Source organism: Sulfurovum indicum (genome assembly GCF_014931715.1).
Taxonomy (GTDB): Bacteria; Campylobacterota; Campylobacteria; order Campylobacterales; family Sulfurovaceae; genus Sulfurovum; species Sulfurovum indicum.
Genome location: NZ_CP063164.1, coordinates 1,501,356 through 1,523,103, shown reverse-complemented (window position 1 = coordinate 1,523,103; position 21,748 = coordinate 1,501,356). Strand labels below are relative to the sequence as shown.

22 protein-coding genes are annotated in these 21,748 nt (G+C 39.3%); 16 read left to right on the top strand and 6 right to left on the bottom strand.

The genetic code is table 11. The features are described from left to right. Positions 1-31: 31 nt before the first annotated feature. Together IMZ28_RS07580 and IMZ28_RS07575 are read left to right on the top strand one after the other, a co-directional pair. Entirely contained in the window at positions 32-760 is a 729-nt protein-coding gene (locus IMZ28_RS07580; RefSeq protein WP_197547981.1) for an alpha/beta fold hydrolase, read from the top strand. Continuing rightward, positions 760-2,214 carry a Mur ligase family protein gene (locus tag IMZ28_RS07575; protein WP_197547980.1) on the top strand — a complete coding sequence of 485 codons (1,455 nt, stop codon included), beginning with the start codon at positions 760-762 and terminating at the stop codon, positions 2,212-2,214. The genes IMZ28_RS07580 and IMZ28_RS07575 overlap by 1 nt, the downstream gene beginning before the upstream one ends. 73 nt (positions 2,215-2,287) lie before the next feature. On the opposite strand, the gene IMZ28_RS07570 is transcribed toward IMZ28_RS07575, so the two are convergent. Further along, entirely contained in the window at positions 2,288-2,710 is a 423-nt protein-coding gene (locus IMZ28_RS07570; protein ID WP_197547979.1) for an META domain-containing protein, read from the bottom strand. A gap of 74 nt (positions 2,711-2,784) precedes the next feature. On the opposite strand from IMZ28_RS07570, the gene IMZ28_RS07565 reads away from it, so the two are divergent. The 5 genes from IMZ28_RS07565 to IMZ28_RS07545 all read left to right on the top strand — a co-directional run bounded on the left by IMZ28_RS07565 (position 2,785) and on the right by IMZ28_RS07545 (position 7,343). Then, complete coding sequence (locus tag IMZ28_RS07565; protein WP_197547978.1) at positions 2,785-3,585, top strand: hypothetical protein; 801 nt, start codon at positions 2,785-2,787, stop codon at positions 3,583-3,585. 65 nt (positions 3,586-3,650) lie between these two features. Further along, positions 3,651-3,902, top strand: a complete 252-nt coding sequence (locus IMZ28_RS07560) for a type II toxin-antitoxin system Phd/YefM family antitoxin (RefSeq protein WP_197547977.1) — start codon at positions 3,651-3,653, stop codon at positions 3,900-3,902. Further along, positions 3,892-4,179, top strand: a complete 288-nt coding sequence (locus tag IMZ28_RS07555; RefSeq protein ID WP_197547976.1) for a type II toxin-antitoxin system RelE family toxin — start codon at positions 3,892-3,894, stop codon at positions 4,177-4,179. Before IMZ28_RS07560 ends, IMZ28_RS07555 begins: the two co-directional genes overlap by 11 nt. Further along, positions 4,180-6,057, top strand: a complete 1,878-nt coding sequence (locus tag IMZ28_RS07550; RefSeq protein WP_197547975.1) for a TRAP transporter large permease subunit — start codon at positions 4,180-4,182, stop codon at positions 6,055-6,057. It abuts the gene before it with no gap. 62 nt (positions 6,058-6,119) lie between these two features. Next, a complete protein-coding gene (locus IMZ28_RS07545) occupies positions 6,120-7,343 on the top strand; it encodes a S1C family serine protease (RefSeq protein WP_197547974.1) in 1,224 nt (407 codons plus the stop codon). A gap of 114 nt (positions 7,344-7,457) precedes the next feature. On the opposite strand, the gene IMZ28_RS07540 is transcribed toward IMZ28_RS07545, so the two are convergent. Beyond that, positions 7,458-8,021: a hypothetical protein gene (locus tag IMZ28_RS07540; RefSeq protein WP_197547973.1), complete on the bottom strand. Its 564-nt coding sequence runs from the start codon at positions 8,019-8,021 to the stop codon at positions 7,458-7,460. A 400-nt stretch (positions 8,022-8,421) separates the two neighbouring features. On the opposite strand from IMZ28_RS07540, the gene IMZ28_RS07535 reads away from it, so the two are divergent. Then, a protein-coding gene (locus IMZ28_RS07535) for an IS3 family transposase (protein WP_197547972.1) occupies positions 8,422-9,509 on the top strand; the annotation gives its coding sequence in 2 pieces (ribosomal slippage) (positions 8,422-8,674 and positions 8,674-9,509; 1,089 coding nt in all). A 68-nt stretch (positions 9,510-9,577) separates the two neighbouring features. Next, entirely contained in the window at positions 9,578-9,823 is a 246-nt protein-coding gene (locus IMZ28_RS07530; protein WP_197547971.1) for a hypothetical protein, read from the top strand. Positions 9,824-9,922: 99 nt separating this feature from the next. Here IMZ28_RS07530 and IMZ28_RS07525 read toward each other — a convergent pair whose 3' ends face one another. Next, positions 9,923-11,353, bottom strand: a complete 1,431-nt coding sequence (locus tag IMZ28_RS07525) for a hypothetical protein (protein WP_197547970.1) — start codon at positions 11,351-11,353, stop codon at positions 9,923-9,925. A 623-nt stretch (positions 11,354-11,976) separates the two neighbouring features. On the opposite strand from IMZ28_RS07525, the gene IMZ28_RS07520 reads away from it, so the two are divergent. The 3 genes from IMZ28_RS07520 (at position 11,977) to IMZ28_RS07510 (ending at position 13,265) form a co-directional block, all read left to right on the top strand. Beyond that, the gene (locus IMZ28_RS07520; protein WP_197547969.1) at positions 11,977-12,405 is read left to right on the top strand and encodes a hypothetical protein; all 429 of its coding nucleotides are present in this window, start codon (positions 11,977-11,979) and stop codon (positions 12,403-12,405) included. Further along, positions 12,406-12,924: a hypothetical protein gene (locus IMZ28_RS07515; RefSeq protein WP_197547968.1), complete on the top strand. Its 519-nt coding sequence runs from the start codon at positions 12,406-12,408 to the stop codon at positions 12,922-12,924. Positions 12,925-13,055: 131 nt separating this feature from the next. Further along, a complete protein-coding gene (locus IMZ28_RS07510) occupies positions 13,056-13,265 on the top strand; it encodes a hypothetical protein (protein ID WP_232087443.1) in 210 nt (69 codons plus the stop codon). On the opposite strand, the gene IMZ28_RS07505 is transcribed toward IMZ28_RS07510, so the two are convergent. Both IMZ28_RS07505 and IMZ28_RS07500 read right to left on the bottom strand, forming a co-directional pair. Continuing rightward, complete coding sequence (locus IMZ28_RS07505) at positions 13,259-13,552, bottom strand: addiction module antidote protein (RefSeq protein WP_197547967.1); 294 nt, start codon at positions 13,550-13,552, stop codon at positions 13,259-13,261. The two genes, IMZ28_RS07510 and IMZ28_RS07505, sit on opposite strands and share 7 nt — an antisense overlap. Then, positions 13,545-13,844, bottom strand: coding sequence for a type II toxin-antitoxin system RelE/ParE family toxin (locus IMZ28_RS07500; RefSeq protein WP_197547966.1), 300 nt, complete (start codon positions 13,842-13,844; stop codon positions 13,545-13,547). Before IMZ28_RS07500 ends, IMZ28_RS07505 begins: the two co-directional genes overlap by 8 nt. Before the next feature lie 121 nt (positions 13,845-13,965). On the opposite strand from IMZ28_RS07500, the gene IMZ28_RS07495 reads away from it, so the two are divergent. The 4 genes from IMZ28_RS07495 (at position 13,966) to IMZ28_RS07480 (ending at position 16,826) form a co-directional block, all read left to right on the top strand. Next, the gene (locus IMZ28_RS07495; RefSeq protein WP_197547965.1) at positions 13,966-14,472 is read left to right on the top strand and encodes a transposase; all 507 of its coding nucleotides are present in this window, start codon (positions 13,966-13,968) and stop codon (positions 14,470-14,472) included. Between the two features lie 140 nt (positions 14,473-14,612). After that, entirely contained in the window at positions 14,613-15,626 is a 1,014-nt protein-coding gene (locus IMZ28_RS07490; protein ID WP_197547964.1) for an AAA family ATPase, read from the top strand. Further along, a complete protein-coding gene (locus IMZ28_RS07485; protein ID WP_197547963.1) occupies positions 15,626-15,844 on the top strand; it encodes a hypothetical protein in 219 nt (72 codons plus the stop codon). The genes IMZ28_RS07490 and IMZ28_RS07485 overlap by 1 nt, the downstream gene beginning before the upstream one ends. A gap of 127 nt (positions 15,845-15,971) precedes the next feature. Then, entirely contained in the window at positions 15,972-16,826 is an 855-nt protein-coding gene (locus tag IMZ28_RS07480) for a fructosamine kinase family protein (RefSeq protein WP_197547962.1), read from the top strand. Positions 16,827-17,066: 240 nt separating this feature from the next. Here the strand turns inward: IMZ28_RS07480 and IMZ28_RS07475 are convergent, their stop codons facing one another. Then, positions 17,067-21,248, bottom strand: a complete 4,182-nt coding sequence (locus IMZ28_RS07475; RefSeq protein WP_197547961.1) for a glycoside hydrolase family 9 protein — start codon at positions 21,246-21,248, stop codon at positions 17,067-17,069. Positions 21,249-21,748: the final 500 nt, after the last annotated feature.

The following is a 21,748-nucleotide window of genomic DNA, read 5'->3' as shown; positions in this document are numbered from 1 at the left end:
ACCTGATCAAATGAGAAAAGAGTAGAGACCAATGGCATCCAAAGAGATCATCTATAAAGAACAACCTTTTACACTCTCCTATGAGATGGTAAACCCTTCCCAAAAAGAGGTACTGCTGGTACTGCATGGGTGGGGCAGCAATAAAGAGATCATGAAGCAGGCATTTGGCACATACATGCCTGAGTATAGACATATCTATCTGGATATGCCCGGGTTTGGAAAAAGCAGTAATGATATGGTGCTGACGACCCGCGACTATGCCAATATCGTACAGCTTTTTCTTGAAAAGTCGTCACTCGATCCAAAGATAGTGATGGGGCACTCTTTTGGAGGGAAGGTCGCTACACTTTTGGATCCGCATTGTCTGGTGCTTCTTTCCTCTTCGGGTATTCTGGTACCAAAACCTTTCAGTGTACGGGTAAAGATCTCTCTTTTTAAACTGCTTAAACCCCTGAAACTCAATATGCTTAAAAGTCTTTTTGTCAGTGACGATGCCAAGGGAATGAGCCATGAGATGTATGAGACGTTCAAGAATGTTGTCAATGAGAGGTTTGAACATCACTTTTTCAATGTCACAGGAAAGGCACTGCTTTTTTGGGGGAAAGCCGATACGGCTACACCACTCTGGACTGCAGAGAAGATAGCGGAGATGATCCCCGATGCTACGCTCTATCCGCTTGAGGGTGACCACTATTTCTTTTTGAACCATGCACCGTTGATCACACAAAGTATAAAAGACCAATACAAGGAAACGAACTGATGCAAATCGTCAATCTTATTTTTTATTTTCTCTTTTTGATGGGGATGGGGTATTACGCCATCACCAATCTTCAGTGGTACAGCTACAAGCTTGAACGTGTCATATTTCATCATACGAAAGCATGGTGGCATTTTGTTTACTTTTTAATTCCTTACGGGCTCTATATGCTGGCGGATTTCTCCGGAGATTATGCATTTGTGGCAGCTATTGTCTATCTGGGACTTTTGTATCAGTGGTACAGAGGATTGGACAAACCGCTTGTATGGACAGGACGTGTCAAGCGTTTTTATGCTGCAATGCTTCTTTTTGCTGTTTTCATTGCATTGACATTCAATCATTTTACGGTGATCATCCCTATCTTCCTGGCATATTTCATCTCACTGTTTATTGAGAAGATGCTTTTTAACGGTTTCAAGCGTAAAGCAGAAGCAAAGATAGGATCGATGAAGGACCTGACCGTAGTAGGTGTTACCGCAAGCTACGGTAAGACAAGCATCAAGAACTTTGTTACCCATCTTCTGAAGGCAAAGTACAGTACCTATGCGACACCGCGCTCAGTCAATACGCTGGGCGGAGTAATGAAGGATATTAATGAAGATCTTCCTGATGATACACAGGTGTATGTTGTTGAGATGGGTGCGAGAGGGGAAGGAGATATTGCCGAGATCACCACGTTTGTCAATCCGCACTATGTGGTAGTAGGGAAGATAGGCCCGGCACACATCGAGTACTTCAAGAGTATGGAGAACATCCGCAATACCAAGATGGAGATCATGCAGAGCAAACGTCTCAAAGAGGCGTGGGTGCATGAGAGTGCAATGGTCAAGCCTGAAGCGCATATTCATGTCTATGGTACGGGAGAGATGGCGAAAAAGAACCCTGAGTTGCCTGCACCTGAGTTTCTCATTGAAGATATTGAAGCGACATTGGAGGGAACAAGCTTTACTCTCAACGGCATACGCTATACAGCAAACATTCTGGGTGCGTTCAATGCCATGAATCTTGCGGCAAGTGTTCTGACAGCCAAAGCTATGGGCCTGAGTGATGAAGAGATTCAAAAAGGACTTTCAACCCTCAAACCGGTCGAGCATAGACTTCAGCGTATCGATGCAGGGGGCAAAGTGATTCTTGATGACTCTTTTAACGGGAACATAGACGGTATGATGGCATCGTTTGATCTTGCATCCACTTACCAGGGCAGAAAGGTCATCATCACTCCGGGACTGGTTGAGGTAGATGATGCACTCAATGCGGAGGTAGCCAAGAGAGCCAATGAGGTCTTTGATGTAGTGGTGGTTACAGGAGATCTGAATTATGAGATATTTAAGAGGTTTGTAGATGCCAAGAAGCTTGTGAAGCTTGCATCCAAAGCTGAGATGGAAGCGATGTTGGTAGAACAAACAGCTCCGGGAGATTTGATTTTGTTCGCCAACGATGCTCCGTCATTTGTATAGAGGGGTAAGTGCTAAGGATTAAGGTCTAAGAAAGGGAGGCACAGATATTGTTCTTAACTCTTAACTCTTAACTCTACTTCCCCATTCTCTTAAAAAAAAGCTTATGTTTTTTACCTTTGAGGGTGATCCCGATGATCCCGTAACGCTTCCCTTTTTCAATGGTGAATCCCTCTCTGATGGTCTCATGAAGTCTGCTGCTTACATACTGGTGTATCGTTTCCCTACAGGCCATCCGGGTAGTCATGAGCTTGCTTTTGTAAGTACCGTTGCCAACAGCTATAAGCTTGCCTGAGATACGGTTGCACCCGTCAAATCCTTCAAGTAACATCTTTTCGGGTTTAAAGTCAAGAATTGCTCTGGCTTTGCGTACCTCCTTGCCATCCATCACACGCAGGTGCCAGTCACCTTCCAGCTGTTGAAGGTTGACACTTTCAGCCTGCAGGAGGGTTTGTGCTCCCAAAAGTAAGGAGAGCATGAAATCTCTTCTCTTTTGCATTGAAGTTTCCTCGTTTTAGTCTATAGAGTGTATAATCAATGCAACTATACATTTGGATAATTAATGGAGGATGTATGAACCGATTTTTTTTACTCTTCATACTGACAGGAATATTGATCTTGCAGGCTGGAGAGTTGAACATCACACAGAAGCAGGCGGACTATATTGCAAAAAAGGTGTGGCAGAATGAGGGGTTCGGTAAAGACAAATATCTTATCTGGTGGAACAAGGGAGAGGATTTTGCTTCCTTGGGCATAGGGCATTTTATCTGGTTTCCCAAAGAGCATACCGAGCGCTTTAGAGAAGTATTCCCTATGGTGGTAGCATATATGGAAAAGAAGGATGTCAGGATGCCGCACTGGCTTAACCATGACACCGATTTTCCATGGCAGACCAAAAAAGAGTTTTTTACTGCAAAAAAAGCCAAAACCAAGCGCTATATGGAGCTTTTTGCTTTTCTCAAGCGTACCATGTCCTATCAGGCTGAGTTCATGGCGGAGAGGATGATGAAGGCATTGCCGCAAATGCTTGAGAATATTAATGATGCAGAGAAGGCTGCAATGATTGAACGCCGTTTTAACCATATTCTTTATAAAAAGGACGGCAGTGTGGATGAGAGAGGACTTTACATTCTCATTGACTATACCAACTTCAAAGGCGAGGGGACACTTAAGAGTGAACGTTATCATGGCCAGGGATGGGGATTGATGCAGGTACTGGAACATATGGATGAGAAGAACCCGAACAAGTACAAAGCATTTTCGGATTCAGCTAAAGCGATGCTCTCCCGACGTATCAGGAACTCACCGCCTGCACGCGGGGAAGAGCGCTGGAGAAGAGGGTGGAACTCCAGACTCGATACCTATTGGAAGTAATCTTGACAATTTCTCTGTAAGTAGCTAAAATAGTACTAAATAAGATACTAAAAAGGATATAAAAAATGACACAAATTTTAGCAAACTATACAGCAAGTATCTCTGAACTGAAAAAAAGTCCCTCTTCTGTCATAGAAGAGGCAAATGGTGAGACGGTGGCTATTTTGAACCATAATAAGCCCAGTGCCTATTTGGTTCCCAGTGATGTATATGAGAATATGATGGATATTCTGGATGATTACTATCTAATGAAAGAGGTAGAAGAGAGATTAAATGATGGACAAAAGCCTATCAAGGTCAATATAGATGAGCTATGAGCTTCATTTTAAACCTAAAGCACTTAAAGAGTGGAAAAAACTTAATCATAGTGTAAAAGAGCAATTTAAAAAAAAGCTAAAAGAACGATTGGAACAACCAAAAGTTGTAAAAGACAGGCTTAAAGGGTATGAAAATATCTATAAAATAAAATTACGAAGTGTTGGCTATAGATTAGCCTATGAAGTAAAAGATGAAGAGGTAATCGTGTTGGTTCTGGTTTCAGGAAAAAGAGAGAACAATAGTATATATGATAATCTAAAAGCAAGAAGTGAGTAGATGGAGTTGCAATTTTCTTATTATTTGGACCGAATCTCAAAATACAGCGGATATACAGCAGCCATCCTGGTAGTCATCCTCTCACTTTTAGTAGCCTACGATGCAGGGATGCGTTACCTGTTCTCTGCCGGATCTATTGCTTTGCAGGAAGTAGAGTGGCATCTTTTTGATGTGATCTTTTTACTTGGGCTTACCTATGCGCTTAAACATGACAAACATGTAAGAGTAGATATTTTCTTTGAGCGTTACAGTCCTGATACAAGATCCATAGTACAGATACTCTCTATGCTTCTACTTGTTGTGCCTTTTTCGCTTTTGTTCCTGAATGATGCGTTTGACATGACCTATCAGAGTTATATGCAACATGAAGTCTCTTCTGATCCTGGGGGATTGACGCATCGTTGGCTCATTAAGGCTATGTTGGTGGTGGCTTTTGTGCTGTTGCTTCTTCAGGCTGTGAGTGAAGTGTTTAAAGCGTATCATAGAATAGAGAACAAAACAGCTCTCATCAAAACTCTTGTAGGGGTAGCCCTGGTGGCTGCCCTTGTTTACATAGCGTGGTTTAACCGTATGGCATTTTGGTTTGATCCGGTATTCCTCATGTTCGGCTTGGCTTTGGTTTTACTCATGGCAGGCTTCCAGGTAGCTTTTGTCTTTGCAGGAGTGGCACTCTTTTTTGCACTTATTACCGATGAGGTAGGGCTGGGAGTACTTGAGATGCTTCCTTACAGGACCTACGGCATCATGGGCAATGTCACACTCATGGCAGTCCCACTCTTTATCTTCATGGGGCTCATTCTTGAAAAGTCCAAGATGGCAGAGAACCTGCTTAGTTCTATGGGGAAACTTTTTGGGCAGGTAAGGGGCGGTTTGGCTGTCTCTGTGGTGCTTGTAGGGGCTATTTTGGCGGCGAGTACAGGTATAGTAGGGGCTTCAGTGGTGATGATGAGCCTTATCGCTCTACCTTTGATGCTGAAACACCATTACTCACCTGCATTGGCTTCAGGGAGTATTGCAGCGAGTGGAACACTCGGACAGCTTATCCCGCCGTCCATCGTCCTTATCGTTCTGGGTGACCAGATGCACCTGAGTGTGGGTGACCTTTTCAAAGCGGCAGTCGTACCGGGACTGCTGCTTATTATCCTCTACATTATTTATATTGTACTCATTGCATATTTCAATAAAGAAGTTGCACCGGCCATTGTCTCAGACGAGCCATACGCTAAAGTGGTCAAAGAAGCCGTTAAAGCCATTGTCCCGCCGCTGCTGCTTATCGGAGTGGTACTGGGGAGCATATTTGCCGGTATTGCTTCTCCAACCGAGTCCGCTGCCATAGGAGTACTTGGCGGAATGGTACTGGCGGTATACAACAGGGTATTCAGTTTTGAGCTTTTGCGTTATGCGGCGATAGAGACGGTAAAGCTTACGGCAATGATCTTCATGATCCTTATAGGTGCGACTGCATTTTCTCTGGTTTTCAACGAACTTGGTGGCGGCGATATGGCATTGCAGTTCTTTACCGGTGATCTGGGAGACAAGTGGACCTTCATTCTCATAGCAATGCTGGTTATCTTCCTGCTTGGATTCTTTATTGACTTTATTGAGATCGCTTTTGTGGTTGTACCCATCTTGGTGCCTATTGTGGCATCGTTCGGTATAGATCCTGTCTGGTTTGCTATTCTCATAGCAATGAACCTGCAAGCCTCCTTCCTCACCCCACCTTTTGGCTTTGCACTGTTCTATCTTAAAGGTGCAGCAGGGAACAAGGTGAGTACGGGAGCTATTTACAGGGGTGTAGTTCCGTTTATCCTGCTGCAAGTATTGGCATTGGGGATCATTGTGATGTTTCCTGAGCTGATCTATCTGTTTGGAGAATAACTTCATAATTTAATATTAATCATGTAGAATATTTTATGATAATAAGGGGGAGTAGATATAAAATGATACAAAAAATATTCTTTGTGGTTTGTATTTTTACTGCAATGTCATTTGCTAAAACCAATAGTGAAGTTAAGACTTTTGTGATTGAAGATAATGAAGTGGAAATTATAATTATATATCCTGATAAAATAGTTCAAGGTGAGAGTATTCATCTTATGGGGATAATGAAAAATAGATATAAAAATGCAGTTATGGGTGGTTTAACACTTTCTTTCCCTCAAATTAGATACACAAACGGAACTTATGCTAAAAACACATTTGATAGTATTTCAAGCTATAGCCCTCCTGATAAAATATATAGTGGTATAACAAAGAGAAATATTAAAAGTAAATACTATATGGTCGAAGGTTGGGAAAAAAAGTGGAATAGGGGAGTTGAAAAACAGTTTTTTATAGAATTAAAAGTTCCTTCAGGAATAAGTCATTTACTTGTAAATGTAAGGGGTGTACTAGTTTTCGGTAAGAAAAAATCTAATAGAAAAGAGTTAGCAATACCATCTGTAAGTTTTGCCAAAGATCAGCAAGGATATTCTGTTAGACAATTATCAATTCCTATATATAAAAAAAGAACTATAAAGAAGAATACTACTATTAAGAAGCCTGTAGAAGAAGATTATAAAAAGCAGACTGTGACTGGAACAGGTTTTTTTATTAATGATAATATTCTCATAACAAATCAACATGTTGTAGAAGAATGTAAAAATATAGAAATTGTTAGAAATGGATATCAAGCAAAAGCAAAAATAAAATCTTTTGATAAAACAAACGATTTAGCAGTACTTGTTTCAGATACACCGAATAAGTCTTTTCTAAAATTTAGAGGAGGTAAAGGAGTTAGGATAGGTGAAAGTATTATTGCAATGGGATATCCATTAGGGGATTTATTAGGTACAAATATTAAACTTACTTTAGGAAATATTAGCTCATTAAATGGTTTGTTAAATGACTCTACTAAATTACAACTAACAGCACCAGTACAGCATGGTAATAGTGGAGGGCCTTTACTGGATAATCATGGAAATGTAGTAGGTGTTATTTATGCAGGATTAAAGAATTCAATAGCACAAAATGTTAATCTCGCAATTAAAGATAATGTGGCAAGAATGTTTTTAGATGCAAATGATGTTAGTTATAACTTAGATATGAATATTAGTAAAATAGAGGTTGTTGATATTGCAGATGAGGCAAAAAAAAGTATAGTGCAGGTTATTTGTCATAAATAGGCATAATAAATTATAAGAGGTAAATTTTTCGTCCCCAAACTCCAGCTTGGGGACGAGGAAAAAAAGTGTATATTCAACGCCTGACCCTTATTTTGACCCTTATTTTATTAATTATTATATAATTTTTGATAACTCATCTTCAAACCTCATATTTTGAAGGCTAGGCAATAAATGTTTTGCATTTTTAATAAATAACTTTTCAAATTCTGGGTCTTCAGTTATCTTTTTGTACATGGTGTTAAATGCATCAATTGCAATAGTTTTAATTTCTTCCGTGTCTAAAAGAATAAAGTCTGAATAGCCTCGTTTTTCTAATGCAGCCCTAATCTTTGGCTCTTCTTCTGCCCAAGAATAATAAAATATTGGGCGTGCACCATTGTTTTGTTTATTTGTATGATACCCAAATGGTGAATATGTATGCACAAGTGAGCAACGTGCAGACCAAAGGTCATATGTGGAATAAAATTCCCATGTGGTCATTTCAGCAAAATTAGACAAGAATGTTTCAAATATTTCACGACTTTGTTGTTTATTTTCATTAGAAAGGCTTGCACAAATATCTATAAGCGTATAAAAATTAAGTAATGCGGGGTTTCTGTGATCTGAACGCAAAAGCTTTAATGCTGCCGCTTTCAAGTCAAGCAACATAGTTATAACTGTTAGTGTTCGTGCTTTCATGTTTTTATCGCCTTATATTTGTCGTGAGCAATAGTTTCGCTGTAAGGGAAACTATTTATTGTTTCATGTATTTTTTATCTTTTCCTTATATCCAAACTTGTATAGCCAAGAGGTGGAACGAGAAAATTCATTAGCTTAATGATTCATCCCTGAACCCAATAATATATTAGAAAATAATCCCATTCCTTTTTCCTTTTCCATTATCTTCATTTAATTATATCTAAAAAAATGCTACCCTTATATCAGCATTATATATTTTGAGGTACAACAAAAATTATATATTAATTTCAGAACAAAGGAACTTCGACCACTAGTTTCTATGATGATGAGGTAATCCTCCCAAAAACCCAATCTTCCCAAAAGTAGAAAATTCCAGTAAAATATTATAAGGAGATTTTCTATGAAGAAGTCACGATTTAGTGATACACAGATACTATCAATTTTAAAACAGGCAGAAAGCGGAATACCGGTTCCTGAAATTTGTAGAGAGCATGGTATAAGTAGTGCGACCTTTTATAACTGGCGATCTAAGTATGGAGGTATGGATGCTTCCTTGATGAAGCGGCTCAAAGAGCTTGAAGAGGAAAACCGTCGTCTAAAAAAGATGTATGCAGAAGAGCGTTTAAAAGCAGAGATCGTACAGGAGGCTTTGGAAAAAAAGTGGTAAAGCCATCTTTGCGTAAGAAGATGGCTATGAGGGCTGTTCAAGAAAAACAAGTAACTGTCCGTTTAGCCTGTAAAGCCTTTAGAATCAGTGAATACTGTTACAGGTATGAAGCTAAACTCAATGAGGAAAATGAGATTATAGCCGATTGGCTGATACGCTTAACGCATAACCAGCGAAACTGGGGCTTTGGATTGTGCTTTTTATATTTGAGAAATGTCAAAGGGTATAAGTGGAACCATAAGCGAGTTTACCGCATCTACAAAGAACTGGAGCTCAATCTCAGGATCAAGCCTAAAAAACGTATCAAAAGGGAAGCACCAGAGCCTCTGAGTGTACCAACTGCACCCAATGAAGTATGGTCAATGGATTTCATGCATGATAATCTCAGTGACGGTAGAAGCTTCAGGCTCTTTAATGTGATTGATGACTATAATCGTGAAGGATTGGAAATTGAAGCAGACTTCTCATTGCCTTCACAAAGAGTTATAAGATCTTTGAAGAGAATTATTGAATGGAGAGGTAAGCCTAAGATCATACGGTGTGATAATGGTCCGGAATATATCTCTACAGCATTACAAAATTGGGCTAAAAAGCAAAAGATCAAGCTGGAGTATATCCAACCAGGCAAACCGCAGCAGAATGCCTATATCGAACGCTACAACCGTACTGTTCGATATGATTGGCTTAATCAATACATCTTTAACACAATCGAGGAGGTAAGAGAATTTGCAACCAAATGGCTTTGGGTATATAATAACGAACGCCCTAACATGGCAATAGGCGGGATCACTCCCAAACAGAAGTTGGCTCTTGCAGCTTAGTCTCTACTTTTGGAGGGGTTGGGAAATGGGAGGATTACCATGACAACTTCAAAATTCAAGGAGAAGTAATGACTAACAAAGATATAGAGAAAATATATGAAAATGAATTAAAAATGTATCAAAAAAAATCAAATATGAAGAATGTTATAGGGTTTATACTTGTTTTGGGTACGGTAGTTTTTCCTCCAATTGGAATTATATTGATTATATATATAATATATGCTGTATTTGTTGATAAATCTGATATGCGATATGATTCAATTGGGAAAGCTCAAAGAATCAATGAATTAAAAAAAGAATTCAATATTGATTAAGAGTTAATAAACTCATATTTAACCGCCTCTCAATTTAGTTCGACATAATCATAGTGATACTTTAACTAAATGAATATCAAAAAAATGATTGTGAATTTTTTATTTCTTAATGATTAATTTTTTTAACAGTTCATTATAATAATTTAGACTATCTACATTGTTATTTGAAATTGAGAGTATAGAGTACTGATGATTCTTGGTTGCGATACATTGTGCATTTATATATACCTTGCCATTTGTATCATTTATATTAAATGATGCTTCTGATGCTGAAAAACCATTAAAATATTTATCTAATATAATAGGGGTATCTTCTCCTAAACGATTGGCTATTCCTTTTATACAAGCTCTTGTATTAGATATTTTTGATTCAATAAATGAAATGCTAACCACACTATTAAAATCCATTATTGAGGAATAACTAATAAATTTTTTATCAACACCATCTATTTTTATTATTTCAAAGCTTTTTGTTAACGGTAAATGCCAAAGTACATTAGCATAATCATTTAAATATCTTTCTTTTACAATAGGATTCCAATTTGGTTCAATTAACATTTTAATTCTTTCTATTGATGCATCAAGTCCTGACAATACCTGATTGACTAAATCTTGTGTAATATAGATAACATTACCATTTGCATAATATGGCGTTTGATCAACTGCTGAATTCAGTAAAATATCTATTTTATCAATTGATGATTGTATTTGTTTATAATCATATGTTGGGTTTTTTGAAAATAAAGTATATGCTTTTTGGATTAATTTTTTTAGTTTTTCAGTTTTATAAACTTTTTTTTGTTTTATAGATTCCAAAGCCGAGTTCCAAATTTCAAATTGAATTTGTTGAACAAATATCATTTCTTCTTCTATTAGTTTCCTTGATTCTTGATTTAGTTTGTAAGTTTTAATACCTTTCCAGAATTCATTATATAAGTCTTCATTAATAAAACCCTCTGTATTTATTACGACTTTAATAAGATTCATTTGTTCTTCTGAGAGCTTTTTTATTTCAACCTTCTTTTTATTTCGTTGTTTTTGATTATTATCTAGGGCTGCAAGCTTTGCATATCCCATTAAAATTTTAAAAGATTCCTCAATTTTATTTTTATAAAAACTTTGATACCTTCGACAGTTTTCAACTTTATAGTTACCCTTTAAATACTCTATAAGTTTCAAAGTGTTTTTTTCCATTGCTGACTGAAGCGATTTTGAATCAATATTACCCCTAATAAATTGAACCAATAAATCAATGTTCATATCAAATATTTTTTTTAAGTGAATATCTTTTGTTATTAATTTAGATATATACCCTTTAGAATACACCTCTGTTTTAAGATTCCACATAAAGTCTTCACTTGTTTTTGGTTTATCTAAAGTATTTAAATTTTCATTAACTCTTTTTGATAAATCCATAACTACACAAATTTGTTCATTTTTAGGTAAGTCTTTAACCCAATCACTATCGTAATCAATACTTTTACTAAATAAACTTGTCATAAATAATAATGTCACTAAAAATATTCTCATTATGCTCTCTTATTATTAGCTTTTCTCGTCCCCAGGCTCCAGCTTGGGGATGCATACTTGATTCTTTCATCACCAGAACCTCTCTATTTTAAGTAAGCGCTGAACACCTTCATAGTCCCTGAAAGAACTATATCTCCAATGTTAAACTTCATTGACATACCCTCTTTTTACAGGGTTTTCATGTATATATTGTATCTTATTTATACCCTCAAGGGGCATTTTGTCATTATGGCATCTGTTTGCATCAGCTGAGGATGAAATACGTATATCTATTTCTTTCTATAGGAGAAGTGTATCATCTTTTTATTTCATTATGAGATTTTTGGAGATGCATCAGACATATATACATCCCAAGCTGAAGCTTTGGGACAAGAAAAACTGCATAGTTCACTTGAATATTAACCTCTGACTGCGTACTCAGGCAGACAAAATGTAGCCTTATGTAGAATCAAGGTCTAACTTTGAATTTGGTTTGAAGACTTGGGCAGGTCTCGACTAGCTATAGCTATTTAAGTTATATTTGAATATTAAGTAGATATTCTATAGTAATTACCTTGTTTATTTCTTGTTATATGATTTAAATTGACACTTAATGAAGATACACTATTCTAAAAGGAGAATTGATGGGATTTTTTAGTAGTTTATTTAGTAACAAAGCAAAAGTAAGTTATGATCAAAAAGTTCTTGAATATATAACAATATTCAAAGATGCATCTTTAGCAATGGTTACTAAAGATTTAATTAAGTCAGATGATAACAAGATGAAAATGTATATGTATTTTTTTGGTGTTATAGATTATGTTGCTCAACATAACAACATCAGTGATTCAGAAACAATAGCAATACTAAAAGCATTTTTAATGAACGAATTAAACGTTCCATCTGATAAAGTGCGTTACATAGCTAATGAACTCATGGATAATACAACTAATGAGTATTATATGGAATACATGGTTATAGGAGGGAATGCAATTAGTGCATGGGCTAATGGAGATAGTTTTGCTCCAATGAAATTATTGGATATTCTTAATCCAATTAGTAAGGATATCTAAATGGGATTCTTTGGAGATTTAGCTAATGCATTTAATGGTAATGCTAGAAATAGATATGATTTTATACATAATAAAGTATCTAATGTACTACAATATAGAGACATTAAAAAGTTTTTTTATTCCGGTACACAGCTAGATAGAGAACAAAAAATTATAACTTTTGTATTTTTGAATGGGTTATTTTATATTCTAACTTATCAATATGAACTTGGACATCATTATAATAAAGATTTAAATGATATTGAAAATAAAGCATTAGGTCTACAAAAACTATATATGAAAGATAAGTTAAGTTGGTCTAATGTATACATTGATATGGTTATTAAAGATGTTCAAAACTATACATATAATAATCCACAACATATTCAAGGCATATATAATCTTGGAATTGTAGTTGCAGTTAATCTTACTATTGACTCAAATATTGCCTCAATGATAAACACTGGTGGTGAAATATCAGAGGCTAATGGATATAGAGTTTTAGATGATTTCATTAATTTACTTTATATGAAAAATTAAATACATATAATTAATGATACTTTATTTCGTAATATTTATAATAGTTGGTTTACTCGTTCCATATCTCCCGATATGGAATGCATACCTCAAATTCAATAAACCAATAAGCCCAATATCGCTAGAATAAAATCATGGGAAGAAGCAGATACAAAGTATATGAACCGACGCATCCACATTTTGTGACATGTACAGTGCTTCATTGGTTGCCACTTTTTACACGCAAAGAGAGTGTACAAATCGTCATAGATTCTCTTCGGTTTTTACAAAAAAAAGATCACTTTACTCGTTCCATATCGGGAGATATGGAACGAGTAACGAGTGAGATAGAGATACGCTATTGATGCAACTGTGGTGCTGCTGTCAACTGGAGCTTCAAAGCATGAAGTACTTTCATGACTGTATCAAAGCGTGGCTTGGCGTTGGGACGAAACGCCTTATATAGGCTTTCTCTCCCCATGCCTGTCTCTTTGGCAATTTGCGCCATGCCTTTGGCTTTGGCGAGATACCCTATAGCTCTTAGAAACTCATCATTATCTCCATCTTCGAGTACTTGGGAAAGATATTCTGCCATTGCTTCTTCATTGTCCAAATATTCTACTAGATCAAAAGGGATCAATTCTTTATTCATCGTTGTACTCCTTTAGCAGTGCTTCTGCTTTTTCTATATCTTTTGTCTGGGTAGACTTGTCTCCGCCTACCAATAAAATGATAATCCGACCATTTTTTTGTGCAAAGTAGACTCTGTATCCCGGACCTGTCGTGATCCTGAGCTCGGAGATAGATGTGCCAACAGATTTGACATCACCAAAGTTCCCGTGACTCATTCTCTCTATGCGACGGGCTACTGCGATACGCCCTTTCATATCCTTGAGTTTGCTCAACCACTTTGAAAAGGTCTTTGTCATTTTGACTTCATACATGGGATAATTGTATCCAAAAGGATACAGGTGTGTCAAGTTTTACTCGTTCCATATCTCCCGATATGGAATGCATACCTCAAATTCAATAAACCAATAAGCCCAATATCGATAGAATAAAATCATGGGAAGAAGCAGATACAAAGTATATGAACCGACGCATCCACATTTTGTGACATGTACAGTGCTTCATTGGTTGCCACTTTTTACACGCAAAGAGAGTGTACAAATCGTCATAGATTCTCTTCGGTTTTTACAAAAAAAAGATCACTTAAAACTCTATGCTTATGTAATACAAAGTGATGATGTCGAAAAAAGTATGAAATCGTTCAAACAATATACAGCAAAAGCACTTTTGGAGCTATTGAAAAAAGAGAATGCCAAAACTATTTTAGAGCAATTTCAGTTTTATAAAAAAGCACATCATAAAGCAACAAATTATCAAGTATGGGAAGAGGGATATCAGCCAAAACTGATACAGACAGATGCCATGATGATATCCAAGATAGCGTATATTCATCAAAATCCAGTCAAAAGGGGATATGTCGACGAAGCGGTACATTGGCGATATAGTTCTGCAAGGGATTATAAAGGCATAGCAGGGTTGATCGAAGTGGAAAGATTTTGGTAGTTTGGATATTGATATGCGTTCCATATCGGGAGATATGGAACGAGTGGGAATGAAGAGCAGAAGCCTGTAAAGAGAAGCGATTTATTGCAGTAGTGTATTGTGATTTATGTTACAATATCTTTACTTTTAGAAGGAGTAGTATGACAGCAAGAGAAGGTATACAGCTTTTGCGGGAACGCATGAATGATGCGGTAATAGGGCAAAAGCATATTGTCGACCGTTTTATCATTGGTCTGCTTGCTGACGGGAACCTGTTGGTAGAAGGACTTCCAGGACTTGCAAAAACAAGGATAGTGCGTTCAATGGCCAATGTGATCGATGCGAAATTCTCACGCATACAGTTCACGCCGGACCTCTCACCTTCAGATATTATAGGGGAGGAGCGTCTTTACGAAGAAAACGGTAAAAAGCACTTCCGTTTCCACAGAGGTCCAATATTTGGAAATATTATATTGGCAGATGAGATCAACCGGGCTCCGGCAAAAGTTCAGTCAGCAATGCTTGAAGCGATGGAGGAGCATCAGGTCACTGTTGCAGGACAGACGATCAGGCTTCCTCAGCTTTTTATTGTCATGGCAACACAGAACCCTATTGAACAGGAGGGGACCTACCCTCTCTCGGAAGCACAGAAGGACCGTTTTCTGATGCATGTAGAGATCGGGTATGTCGATATGGAATCGGAGTTTAAAATCCTCAAACTGGTACAGGAGGAGAAGTACCACTCTTCCGTCGTCAAAGAAAAGTTGCCGCAGGAACTTATCTTTGCAGCACAAAAAGAGGTTGCCAGGGTCAAAGTAGATGATGCTCTGGGGCACTACATTGTGGAACTTGTATTTGCAACACGCTATCCGATGCGTTACAGTAAACAGCTTAGTGTGATGATCGAGATCGGTGTAAGTCCCCGCGGTTCCATCGCTCTGCAAAAGTGTGCAAAGGCACATGCCTGGCTGCAAGGCAGAGATGAAGTAGACATAAAGGATGTTCAGGCAGTCATCCATGATGTGTTTCGCCACAGAATGATTGCAAGTGAACACTCTCAGGTCAATAAGAGGACGAAAGATGATATCGTCAATATTATTCTCGAACAGGTACCGATACCCGAAGGGTTTGAACCTGATGAACGGGAAAAAATGTTAAATAAGGCAAAACGATAATGGACAGTTTCACTATAGAACTTAAACCGGATACAGTAGAGAATCTTCAGGCCTTTTCTGAACTTCTGAAGAAAGATATCAATACGATGCTCGAGGAAGCACTGCAGCGCTATTTTGAAGAAGAACAGCAAAAGCTTATTGAAAAAGGGATCGAAGAGGATGCCTCGATGACCAATTTGGATTATGATGAGTTCTGGGACGGCCTGGACATAGGCTGAAAACCAGTATCAAAAGTGAAGCGTACTATTGTGGAGCTTGGCTGTACGCTCATCTTTGAAACGCTTTGATAGACGAAGCAGGGTGCAGATTACTCTAACGTACCAAAAGGATGTGTAAAGGTAAAAGGTGCAGATAGATACAGCATATTTTCAAGATCTTCTTAATGATAAGATAGTCTCTACAGATTTTTTGACCCAGGGCCAGATAGGTCCTGTTTATACTTTGCAAACCTCCATGCATAAATATCTCCTAAAAACCTCTGAACCTACCTCAAGACTCTATACAGAGGCAAAGATGTTGTCAGATATTAACAAATATGAAATACGGGTTCCCACACTCTTTGATGTTTCCGAACAACACCTGCTGATGGAATTCATCGAAGAGAGCAGGGTACCCCGGTGTACACAGGAGGTTGAAGCGGCAAAAGTATTGTCACGTCTTCACAGTATCACAAATGAAAGCAGAATGTACGGCTACTATTACGATACTACAATAGGACCGTTTGGGCAGATCAATGAACAGACACAGTACAACTGGGCACTTTTCCTTGGGCAGATGCGTATCATGCCTATGGTCAGGATATGTTATGAGAAAGGGGTGATCTCCAAGGAGATGACAGATAGGCTTGACGGTTTATGTCGGGATCTTTACAAGCGTATCGATATCTCCGCCATCACTCCCTCACTGCTTCACGGAGATCTGTGGAGTGGAAACATATTGTTTAATATTAAAGATACAGTACTGATCGATCCTGCGATCTATTTTGGAGACAGGGAGATGGAGCTGGCATTCATTCTGCTTTTTGATACCTTTGGAGATACCTTTTTTGAATACTATACCAGGGTACACTCCCTCAGTAAGGATTTTGAGGATGTGAAAGTACCGCTCTATCAGATCTATCCTTTGCTGGTGCATGCTGCACTTTACGGCAGCTCTTATGTCGGCGCACTGGAGCAGCGTCTGAAAGCGTTGAAGGTGTAGGGTAGGGAAATTGAAATCTATAAAGACGGGGTATTCATTGTTCTTGATGATCTTTTCTTCATTCTTATCTGTGAATTTGTTATTTTGCTCTTAGTGAAAAATCATAACTGGAAATAGGTCAATAAAGTACACAAGAGTGATAACGCATTGTATATCGTCTTCTCCATACCAGTGTAAACTGATCTGGTCACTTGTTAGTTGGCATGAAACCAAAAAGGGTTTCATGCCATGCTTGATATTCTAGTTGGAAGGTGTAATGATGCTTCCATCATCAAACTTCATACTAAAGTAGATCTCATCTGCCCATCCGTAGAAGTTACCGAATTTCAGAGCCACAATACGATGATCAAGGAGTTTCTCTCCATTATCATGTGTAACCTTGACGATCTCTTTGCCATCGACCTTTAGGATGTAGTGAGTGCGGTTATATATCATTTGGATATAGTGCCATTTATGCAGACTTAGTGCCTCATTGATATCATCTCGTTCATCTTGTATTTTACCTAGAGCTGCCAGTATCTGTTTGGTCCAGGCATAGCGTATCAGTTCTGTACGGTTAGCCCAAGACTGTTGTAAACTAAAAAGAAATAAGGCATTCTCGTTTACAGGTCCTAGAGTGTCAAAGAAAAAGAGACCGCCTATACTCACTTCGGCAATATCTTCAAAGCGTTTCCCTTCAGAAAGGTAGTTTTCTACATAAAAAGTTGTCTTCGCCTCATCACCAAAGCCGTCAAATCTTAGTGCCGAACCAGAAGGAGTCTGCATCCAGTACAGGTTATGGTTGTCAAAATGGGCATTGCCCATCAGGTTCAGATCTGCCATGATACTGTTACTGTCACTGAGGCTGCCGTCTAGATGAAAAAGGGTAGAAACACTCTCATTGGAAAAGGCTTCCAATGGGATATCTGTATTCGTATAATCACGGGTATTGATGCGAGTTTCGGCATACCAGCGTCGCCCTTCATGGGTGACGACCTCGGCGGAAAGTTTCCATACAGGCTTGCTGAAATCCTGTTGCAGTAGATAATTCGGATCGGCACTGACATGTTGGTCGTTCTCACTCCAGAGGATGCTGTAGTTTTGTGGTTCCCCGTCTTTGAAGTTCAGTTTTGGCTGAAACAGTCCGTTTGCCAATGATTCTACAGTGAGAGTGAACTCAGGGTAAGTATATTGCTTATTGTTGTGAGGGGTTAATATGGCCATGCTTGTCAACATCCCTGCCATCTTTTCAATGGTGAATTCCCCATTGATATTCCAGCCGTCATAAGCGGTTTCAAGAAGACCATAAACTTCACTTTCACTATTCCGGTCCGGGTTGTCCAGCGGCCAGGAATATTGACTAATATCCCGTGTGTAAGTGTTGCTCCATGTGTACCCAGTGACCATTGGTGAAACAGGTAGGCCGGTGACAGGTGCCTCAATACCATCATAATAGGACTCTTGATCTACAATGGAGCGTAAGCGTTTGTATCCCATACCGGTAATATAGCTCATATTAGAGGGATTGCCACCCAGAGTGAAATGAATCTGGTCCTGTGCTGTTTCCAGGTAATCCAGATCACCATAGAGCTCATGTGCAAGCAGAAGGTCCCAGCCAAAATCACTGACTGGAAAGAACCAGCCGATGATATTCCATCGTTTGACTACATCGTTGACAGCCAAATCATAAGGAGTTTTATTGCTTATACTTACATATTGATCCACTGCTTCCCGAAAGCGATTCACTGAAGTCTGTTTTAGATCAGCATCTACTGGGTAAGCGATCTGGTCGTGCTCCCATAAGGCTAAAGTACGGTTGACATAGCCATAGCCTTTATTCATTAAATAGACACCATCATCACGTAACAGGGGTTTGTGATATTCCATAAAAGCATTGTGGTAACGTTCGTCCCCGGTCAATGCATACAGTTCAATGGCTGCCCATGCGCGAGCATGTTCATGCCCCTCATCACCTTCACTGGCAGAAGCGATACCGTAGTGGTGGTAGCCATGCATCCCCGGGTTGGCTTCAAGCCACTCCCATGCTTTAATAGCACGTTTCTTGAGTAGTTCCGCCAGTGCTGGATCGTATTGCTTCAATATCGGACTACGGGCTGCTCTTGCTAATGCTGCTGCATAGCCACCGGTAACGGTAGTGTCCTTTGGTGATAGATAACGGGTCAGATCCTCCATCTCGCCCGGCATGGTGTATTGGTAGCTCATACCTTTGGGCTTACTCATGCCAAATACACCACCATCTACAGGGTCCTGCATATCCTTGAGCCAGTTGATCTCGATGAGGAATTCCTGTAGCAGGTCAGGGATGCCATCACCAGATTCCGGTATACCCAGATTGTCATGCTGAACCCGCTCACCATATACATCAAGTGTAGTAATGAGTGTCCATGCTGTCATGGAGCTGTTCCAGGTATAGGGCGAATAGTCTCCTGCATCCATATGACCACCACTGATATCGATATGTTGACCCTCCAGTGTAGTAGGGTATTTGATGCCGTCTCCCCAGTTACGCAAGCTGGTCAGAAAAGGATCGAGGTCACTGCTGTCGTAGACATAGGTTTGATCTTCGATGGTTGCTTTGTGGGTGAAGCGGGTAAAGGGCTCAACCAATGCTTCACCTCTCCGCTGGTGATACATGCCCAGTGCCAGTGTATTCATGCAATTGCGATAGACGTTGCTGTGAATGACAAATGGCTGGCTGATCCCGGTACTGTGGCGCAGGTAATACTCACCTGCTGTAGTCAGTTCCGAAAAGTCCAGCTGATAAACTTTGTGATAGGGATGGTTCGTAAAGGTATCACGCCAGCCTTCTGAGATTTCCAGTGTACCTGTACCCTGGAAAACCACTTGATTGTCACTGCTGCGCACTACTTCAAAATTTAGATCGGTGGGTTCATATTCGCCGGCGCTACCCATCATCAGTCCAAGGTAACCTTTCTTTTTGTCTGCAGGACGAAATCCGTAAGGGTCTACATGTAACAGGTCACTCAGTTGGGATTCCGGTTCAAAGCGGAAAGTGGTATGAATAGAAGTTCCTGTGAGGTTGGTATCGACATTCAATGTATATGGCTGCCCTGCTATAAGTGGCTGGTTTAGATGAATGAAGATGTTCTCGGCAATCCGTAGGTCGCCTACTCGACGCGGAGCGTAAAAAGTGCGTCTCTTTAATCCGGTTTTATCTATGGACAGGGAATTGTTCTGTTCATCTTTGACAGTAAACATGGCAGGGTCTTCTGCCTTGGTGATGTCAACCGGTTGGCGGATAAATTCTGTACTGTTTTCATTTCGTTCCGGGACCAGGGTCAAGCGTAGCCACTCTTTGGAAACAGCATGTATACGCACTTCACCCGGCTTCTGCATTTGAATTAGAGACTCCAGGGATCGATGCTGCCTGTCACTTAGTACCGGGGAGACTCCTCTGTCCGGAAGAGTACTTTCCGGGGAAGAGCTTGCGTCATTTGGCAGAGAGCCACTCTGATACTCTACAAGGTCACTAAAACCATCACCGTCCGTATCGGCATTGGCATTGCTTGCATTCAGCGGCTGCAAATCCCGTTCATCGGCGATACCGTCGTTGTCGTCATCATGATCTGCATTGTCACCAATACCATCATTATCGTTATCTGACCACTCACTGCTGTCGAGTGGGAAAGCATCCTGCTTATCGTTGACCCCATCGCCGTCATCGTCTGGGTCACGCTTGTTGGGGATACCATCATTGTCAGTGTCAAAATCCAGATTAAAACGGATCTCGTCTGCCCATCCGTGAAAATCACCAAAACTTAGACGGATATCTTGCTGGGCATTATAAAGATTTAACTTTTCTCGTCCATGTGCTACCTTGAGGAGTTCTTTCCCATCTATATAAAGCAGATAGTATGTGCGGTTGTGGATGATTTTGATGTGATGCCACTGTCTGAGACTAAGGGCATTATTAACCGTCTCTCCGGAATCTTCATGGCTTCCCAAATAAACACTTAGTTTGTTTGTCCATGGGTGACGGATGATTTCAAAACCATATTCCCAACCTTGGCGCATATATAAAAGTTCCAGTTTGTTGTCATCTTTAGGGTCAATGGCGTCAAAATAGAACCAGCCTTCGAGGCTTACTTCGGCAATATCCTTGTCACTCCAGCCTTCTGTAAGGTAGGGGTCAACTCTGAAGATGACATCGGCCTGGTCATTCACACCATTAAATTTCAGTGCGGAACCAGAAGGGTTGTTCATCCAGTCCAGATTACTGTCATCAAAGCTGGCAGAGCCGCTCAGTTTTAGGTCAGAGATAACACCCTTGCTGTCCCGAAGGCTGTTATTGAGATGAAAGATGCTTGAGATAAGTGAGTTGTGGTGTGCAGCAGGCTCAGCGCGTCCCCAAAGTATAGATGTCGCGACAGCTATAGTTGCGTAGAGGAGAAGTTTTTTCATGAGTTATGTCCTTTTTTGCTAATCTGAACTCTCTGGATGTTTGGGAGTTTGTTGAACTTATCTGGTTGATGCGAAAAATCCAGATTTTTAGGTAGTTTTTGGACTTTGAGGGTCAATAGTTATGGCTATTTAATGAAAAAATACACAAAGATATCTAAAAGATGGATTTTTATAGTCAATTGAGCATGGGTCCGATAAACTCCTGGAGTTGATTAGAGGGTTCAAGTTGGATGTTGAAAGCTCTTGTGAATCATGGATAAAGATATAAGTACAAGTGCAATACTTCACCATATTACGATGCTAAACCTTCAAAATTTTAACCGAAAAAGACTTTAGAATCAAGATGATAAGCGATGGGGAGCCGATGGTATTGTATATCAATATTAAATCAATAATTTTTATTTTAGCTACTTGCTACAGTGCTGACAACAGTATATCAAAATCCAAAAAGGAAGAAAACAGGCTCCTTGGGTTATTCAGAGGTTCTGTAGTAAACTTCC

Excerpts from the sequence above, each read along its gene's own strand:
- IMZ28_RS07525 (WP_197547970.1), bottom strand. The coding sequence starts at position 11,353 with ATGAGAATATTTTTAGTGACATTATTATTTATGACAAGTTTATTTAGT.
- IMZ28_RS07565 (WP_197547978.1), top strand. The coding sequence starts at position 2,785 with ATGAACCGATTTTTTTTACTCTTCATACTGACAGGAATATTGATCTTG.
- IMZ28_RS07550 (WP_197547975.1), top strand. The coding sequence starts at position 4,180 with ATGGAGTTGCAATTTTCTTATTATTTGGACCGAATCTCAAAATACAGC.
- IMZ28_RS07560 (WP_197547977.1), top strand. The coding sequence starts at position 3,651 with ATGACACAAATTTTAGCAAACTATACAGCAAGTATCTCTGAACTGAAA.
- IMZ28_RS07485 (WP_197547963.1), top strand. The coding sequence starts at position 15,626 with ATGGACAGTTTCACTATAGAACTTAAACCGGATACAGTAGAGAATCTT.
- IMZ28_RS07520 (WP_197547969.1), top strand. The coding sequence starts at position 11,977 with ATGGGATTTTTTAGTAGTTTATTTAGTAACAAAGCAAAAGTAAGTTAT.
- IMZ28_RS07545 (WP_197547974.1), top strand. The coding sequence starts at position 6,120 with ATGATACAAAAAATATTCTTTGTGGTTTGTATTTTTACTGCAATGTCA.
- IMZ28_RS07490 (WP_197547964.1), top strand. The coding sequence starts at position 14,613 with ATGACAGCAAGAGAAGGTATACAGCTTTTGCGGGAACGCATGAATGAT.
- IMZ28_RS07475 (WP_197547961.1), bottom strand. The coding sequence starts at position 21,248 with ATGAAAAAACTTCTCCTCTACGCAACTATAGCTGTCGCGACATCTATA.
- IMZ28_RS07540 (WP_197547973.1), bottom strand. The coding sequence starts at position 8,021 with ATGAAAGCACGAACACTAACAGTTATAACTATGTTGCTTGACTTGAAA.
- IMZ28_RS07505 (WP_197547967.1), bottom strand. The coding sequence starts at position 13,552 with ATGAATAAAGAATTGATCCCTTTTGATCTAGTAGAATATTTGGACAAT.
- IMZ28_RS07575 (WP_197547980.1), top strand. The coding sequence starts at position 760 with ATGCAAATCGTCAATCTTATTTTTTATTTTCTCTTTTTGATGGGGATG.
- IMZ28_RS07495 (WP_197547965.1), top strand. The coding sequence starts at position 13,966 with ATGGGAAGAAGCAGATACAAAGTATATGAACCGACGCATCCACATTTT.
- IMZ28_RS07500 (WP_197547966.1), bottom strand. The coding sequence starts at position 13,844 with ATGTATGAAGTCAAAATGACAAAGACCTTTTCAAAGTGGTTGAGCAAA.
- IMZ28_RS07510 (WP_232087443.1), top strand. The coding sequence starts at position 13,056 with ATGGGAAGAAGCAGATACAAAGTATATGAACCGACGCATCCACATTTT.
- IMZ28_RS07555 (WP_197547976.1), top strand. The coding sequence starts at position 3,892 with ATGAGCTATGAGCTTCATTTTAAACCTAAAGCACTTAAAGAGTGGAAA.
- IMZ28_RS07580 (WP_197547981.1), top strand. The coding sequence starts at position 32 with ATGGCATCCAAAGAGATCATCTATAAAGAACAACCTTTTACACTCTCC.
- IMZ28_RS07570 (WP_197547979.1), bottom strand. The coding sequence starts at position 2,710 with ATGCAAAAGAGAAGAGATTTCATGCTCTCCTTACTTTTGGGAGCACAA.
- IMZ28_RS07515 (WP_197547968.1), top strand. The coding sequence starts at position 12,406 with ATGGGATTCTTTGGAGATTTAGCTAATGCATTTAATGGTAATGCTAGA.
- IMZ28_RS07530 (WP_197547971.1), top strand. The coding sequence starts at position 9,578 with ATGACTAACAAAGATATAGAGAAAATATATGAAAATGAATTAAAAATG.